General features: G+C 31.3%; 7 protein-coding genes. 6 read left to right on the top strand and 1 reads right to left on the bottom strand.

Features of this window, described 5'->3' with window-relative positions; genetic code table 11:
* The coding region (locus AC1M9D_RS13920; protein WP_481612425.1) for a hypothetical protein at positions 1 to 368 on the bottom strand (368 nt) is incomplete at its 3' end.
* A 55-nt stretch (positions 369 to 423) separates the two neighbouring features.
* On the opposite strand from AC1M9D_RS13920, the gene AC1M9D_RS13915 reads away from it, so the two are divergent.
* The 6 genes from AC1M9D_RS13915 (at position 424) to nadS (ending at position 2,990) form a co-directional block, all read left to right on the top strand.
* Positions 424 to 1,005, top strand: coding sequence for a tetratricopeptide repeat protein (locus tag AC1M9D_RS13915; protein WP_180174027.1), 582 nt, complete (start codon positions 424 to 426; stop codon positions 1,003 to 1,005).
* A gap of 408 nt (positions 1,006 to 1,413) precedes the next feature.
* Positions 1,414 to 1,629, top strand: a complete 216-nt coding sequence (locus AC1M9D_RS13910) for a cold-shock protein (RefSeq protein WP_000071892.1) — start codon at positions 1,414 to 1,416, stop codon at positions 1,627 to 1,629.
* A 97-nt stretch (positions 1,630 to 1,726) separates the two neighbouring features.
* Positions 1,727 to 1,954 carry a hypothetical protein gene (locus AC1M9D_RS13905; protein WP_000921865.1) on the top strand — a complete coding sequence of 76 codons (228 nt, stop codon included), beginning with the start codon at positions 1,727 to 1,729 and terminating at the stop codon, positions 1,952 to 1,954.
* 66 nt (positions 1,955 to 2,020) lie between these two features.
* The gene (locus AC1M9D_RS13900; RefSeq protein ID WP_481594113.1) at positions 2,021 to 2,218 is read left to right on the top strand and encodes a hypothetical protein; all 198 of its coding nucleotides are present in this window, start codon (positions 2,021 to 2,023) and stop codon (positions 2,216 to 2,218) included.
* Between the two features lie 186 nt (positions 2,219 to 2,404).
* Positions 2,405 to 2,725, top strand: coding sequence for a type II toxin-antitoxin system RelE/ParE family toxin (locus AC1M9D_RS13895; RefSeq protein ID WP_000897309.1), 321 nt, complete (start codon positions 2,405 to 2,407; stop codon positions 2,723 to 2,725).
* Positions 2,718 to 2,990 carry a NadS family protein gene (nadS, locus tag AC1M9D_RS13890; RefSeq protein WP_005108769.1) on the top strand — a complete coding sequence of 91 codons (273 nt, stop codon included), beginning with the start codon at positions 2,718 to 2,720 and terminating at the stop codon, positions 2,988 to 2,990. The genes AC1M9D_RS13895 and nadS overlap by 8 nt, the downstream gene beginning before the upstream one ends.
* The last annotated feature ends 10 nt before the right edge of the window (positions 2,991 to 3,000 follow it).

Below are 3,000 nucleotides of genomic sequence, written 5' to 3'. Positions count from 1 at the left end.
TAGTTATTAAACATATATTGGTAGCAAGAAGTTTCTGTTGCTCCTAAGTCTTTAAATTCTTCATCTAGGAGATAGTTAAGCTCTTTAGATTTCTGTAAATAAAAAGCTGAATTCTCTAAGTTGGGATATTTAATAGAGTTATACATAACGTCATTTACAGCTTCCTGAGATCTACAAAGCTTTTCTATTAAAATATTATGATTTTCTTGTGTTTTTTTTAAATGAAGGTATTCATTAAAAAACTTTAAAGATCTTGCATTATGTTGGAGGATTAATTGATCTATCTCTTTATTAGAAGGCGTTTGAGCATTTATCGTATTAGAAATAACGAATAAGAAGATAGAGAAGAAAATTTTTGTTGATTTCATTATTCAGCCGTGTAAGAGTTTTTTTTGATATTTTACGATAAATTGAATAATACATATGCCTAAATTTCTAAAAAACTTTCTATTAAGCACAATATTATTTTTTCTACTTATAGTATCAAATGTCTATGCGAATACGGTAAGAGAGACTCTTGTTTTAGCGAATATGGGAGATGTTAATGCACAGCTAAAATTGGGTCAAATGTACTGGTATGGTAAGGAAGTTGCTGAAAGTAATGAAGAGGCACTTTATTGGTATAAAGAAGCCGCAAAACGAGGTAGTACGGAGGCTTTACGGAAGATCGGCTCAATATATTCAATTAGCTTTAATGATAATAATTTAGCAATATATTGGTATGACAAGGCTGCTAAAAAAGGTGATTCGGAAGCTATGAATCAACTCGGAATGATCTACAGCAATGGAGAAAATGGAGTTAAAAAGGATAAAAACCTAGCTATGAAATGGTTTAGAAAATCTTATGAAGCAGGTGATAATACTGCACCAAGTAATATTGGATATGCATATTTTCATGGTGATGGTGTAGAACGAGACTACAATAAAGCCTTATTTTGGTATAAAGAAGCAGCTAAGAGAGGTAATAACTTGGCTCAGCAAATCTTAGACGAAAAATTTAACTAAGTTTAGTAATTAAAAGACTCTTCAAAAAAAGGATATTTTTACTTTGAAGAAACCGGACATTTCTATTTTGGAGTTACATTTATATTTCGCATAAGAGATTTTATGTTAAAGAAAATATTAAATAATATAATAAATAAGTTATTGAATTTAATTAATTTTTAAAGAAAAATATAGATTTTATAAGAAAAATTAATATTTATATCAAAAAAACTTGATTATTTTTATTTTTACTGTATATTTAACTTAACTAGAAAAAAAGTCTTGTTTCGGTAAATCTTCCTTAAGTATCGCAGTTTTAGTCATAATCCTTCGTTTTTTAGATTTTAAGTCTCATTCTTTATTATTTTCAAAGTTATTAATCAGTCAATAAAATGACTAAAAAATTATTAAAAATTAGTAGGATATATTATGTCAAACTCAAATGTTGTTAAAGGTACTGTTAAGTGGTTTAACGAAACTAAAGGTTTTGGTTTCATTCAACAAGAATCAGGTCCAGACGTTTTTGCTCATTTCAGCGAAATCGCGAGTTCAGGTTTCAAGACCTTATTTGAAGGCCAGCAAGTTGAATTCAGTGTAGCTCAAGGTCAAAAAGGACCGAATGCTGTAAATATTGTTGCTATCTAAGTAATAATAAGCAGTAATAAAAAGCACTCATAAGTGCTTTTTTTATGCTTTAAAATGTTTTCAAAATTGAAAAAATCTCTAAAAAATAGGATATAAGTTGTTAAAAGTAAATGATTTAATTGCAAAATCTAAAAATGGTACTGAAATTATTGTTTCATTAATTCCTCTACATAAAATGCAAAATACACGTCAAGGTTTAAAACAAATCGAAGTAGGTAAAAGAGTTCTACTGGAATCTGGAATCGAAGTTGATTTAAATTTGGATGGCCGTACATTTTACACTTCTCTAAATCAGCTATTTAAATTAAATCATAAAGTTGCTTAGCGATAAATTTTTAAACATCAATAATTTATGTGGTATTTCCACTGCAATTTTTTTAAGGAAATATATATGTTTAAACAGACTCTCAGCGTAAAAGACCAGTTTGGCATTAAACACGCTATTCAAGCCACAGTGGATCATGAGTTTGCCAACACACAATCTCATTTGAATATAAAACATATCACCGTTGATGGTGAAGATATTCGACCTAGTTTTGAAATGCTTTTTCAAAGTACCTTAAGTGGAAAAATATTTAAAATCATCTAGAAATATAGTTTTTATAAAATCTATAGTCTGAATGAAATATCAGGACCTACTCGCTATCATGCGGGTTTTTTATACCTAATATTTATATTTGTAAGCCTTTGCTTATGCGAAACGAGAGTTCACAGCTCTCGTTTTTTTATTCTAAAACTGCTAAAATTCTTATACGCCATTGACGTACTTAAACCTATGTTATTCATTGAAACCAGTATTTTTACTAAGCAAATCAAAGAGCTTGTGAGTGATGAAGAGTATCGTCAGCTCCAGCAAGATCTCTTGGTACAGCCTGATAAGGGCGACTTAATCAAGAATGGTGGTGGAATTCGTAAAGTACGTTGTGCTCAGGGCAATAAAGGCAAAAGTGGCGGTATCCGTGTGATCTATTATTGGGTTACAGAAGATGATCAGATCTTTTTCCTGGTGGCTTATCCAAAGTCTGTGAAAGATAATCTGACAGACAAAGAAACCTCGATTCTACGTCAATTAGTAAAGGAGCAATTTCATGGATAACAACTTATTTGATGACCTGGTTGCTTCAATCAAAGAAGCTGGTGCCATAAAACGCAATGAAATAAAAGCAAGCCGAGTCACAGCGCTTGAATTGCCAGATATTAAAGAAGTACGTGAGAAAACTGGCTTAACCCAGGCAGAGTTTGCTGCACGTTTGCATATCAGCGCGAGAACCCTACAAAACTGGGAACAAGGCCGTCGTTATCCGACTGGTCCTGCAGCGACTTTAATTCGCATTCTGGATGCCCATCCAACTCTGATTTAAAAGTTTAGAT

The sequence above is a fragment of the Acinetobacter sp. ANC_7682 genome, assembly GCF_056779795.1.
This window is presented reverse-complemented; position numbering and strand designations above follow the sequence as displayed.

Bases quoted from the DNA above. Each gene is read 5' to 3' on its own strand.
- AC1M9D_RS13915 (WP_180174027.1), top strand. From the start codon at position 424: ATGCCTAAATTTCTAAAAAACTTTCTATTAAGCACAATATTATTTTTT.
- AC1M9D_RS13910 (WP_000071892.1), top strand. From the start codon at position 1,414: ATGTCAAACTCAAATGTTGTTAAAGGTACTGTTAAGTGGTTTAACGAA.
- AC1M9D_RS13900 (WP_481594113.1), top strand. From the start codon at position 2,021: ATGTTTAAACAGACTCTCAGCGTAAAAGACCAGTTTGGCATTAAACAC.
- AC1M9D_RS13895 (WP_000897309.1), top strand. From the start codon at position 2,405: ATGTTATTCATTGAAACCAGTATTTTTACTAAGCAAATCAAAGAGCTT.
- nadS (WP_005108769.1), top strand. From the start codon at position 2,718: ATGGATAACAACTTATTTGATGACCTGGTTGCTTCAATCAAAGAAGCT.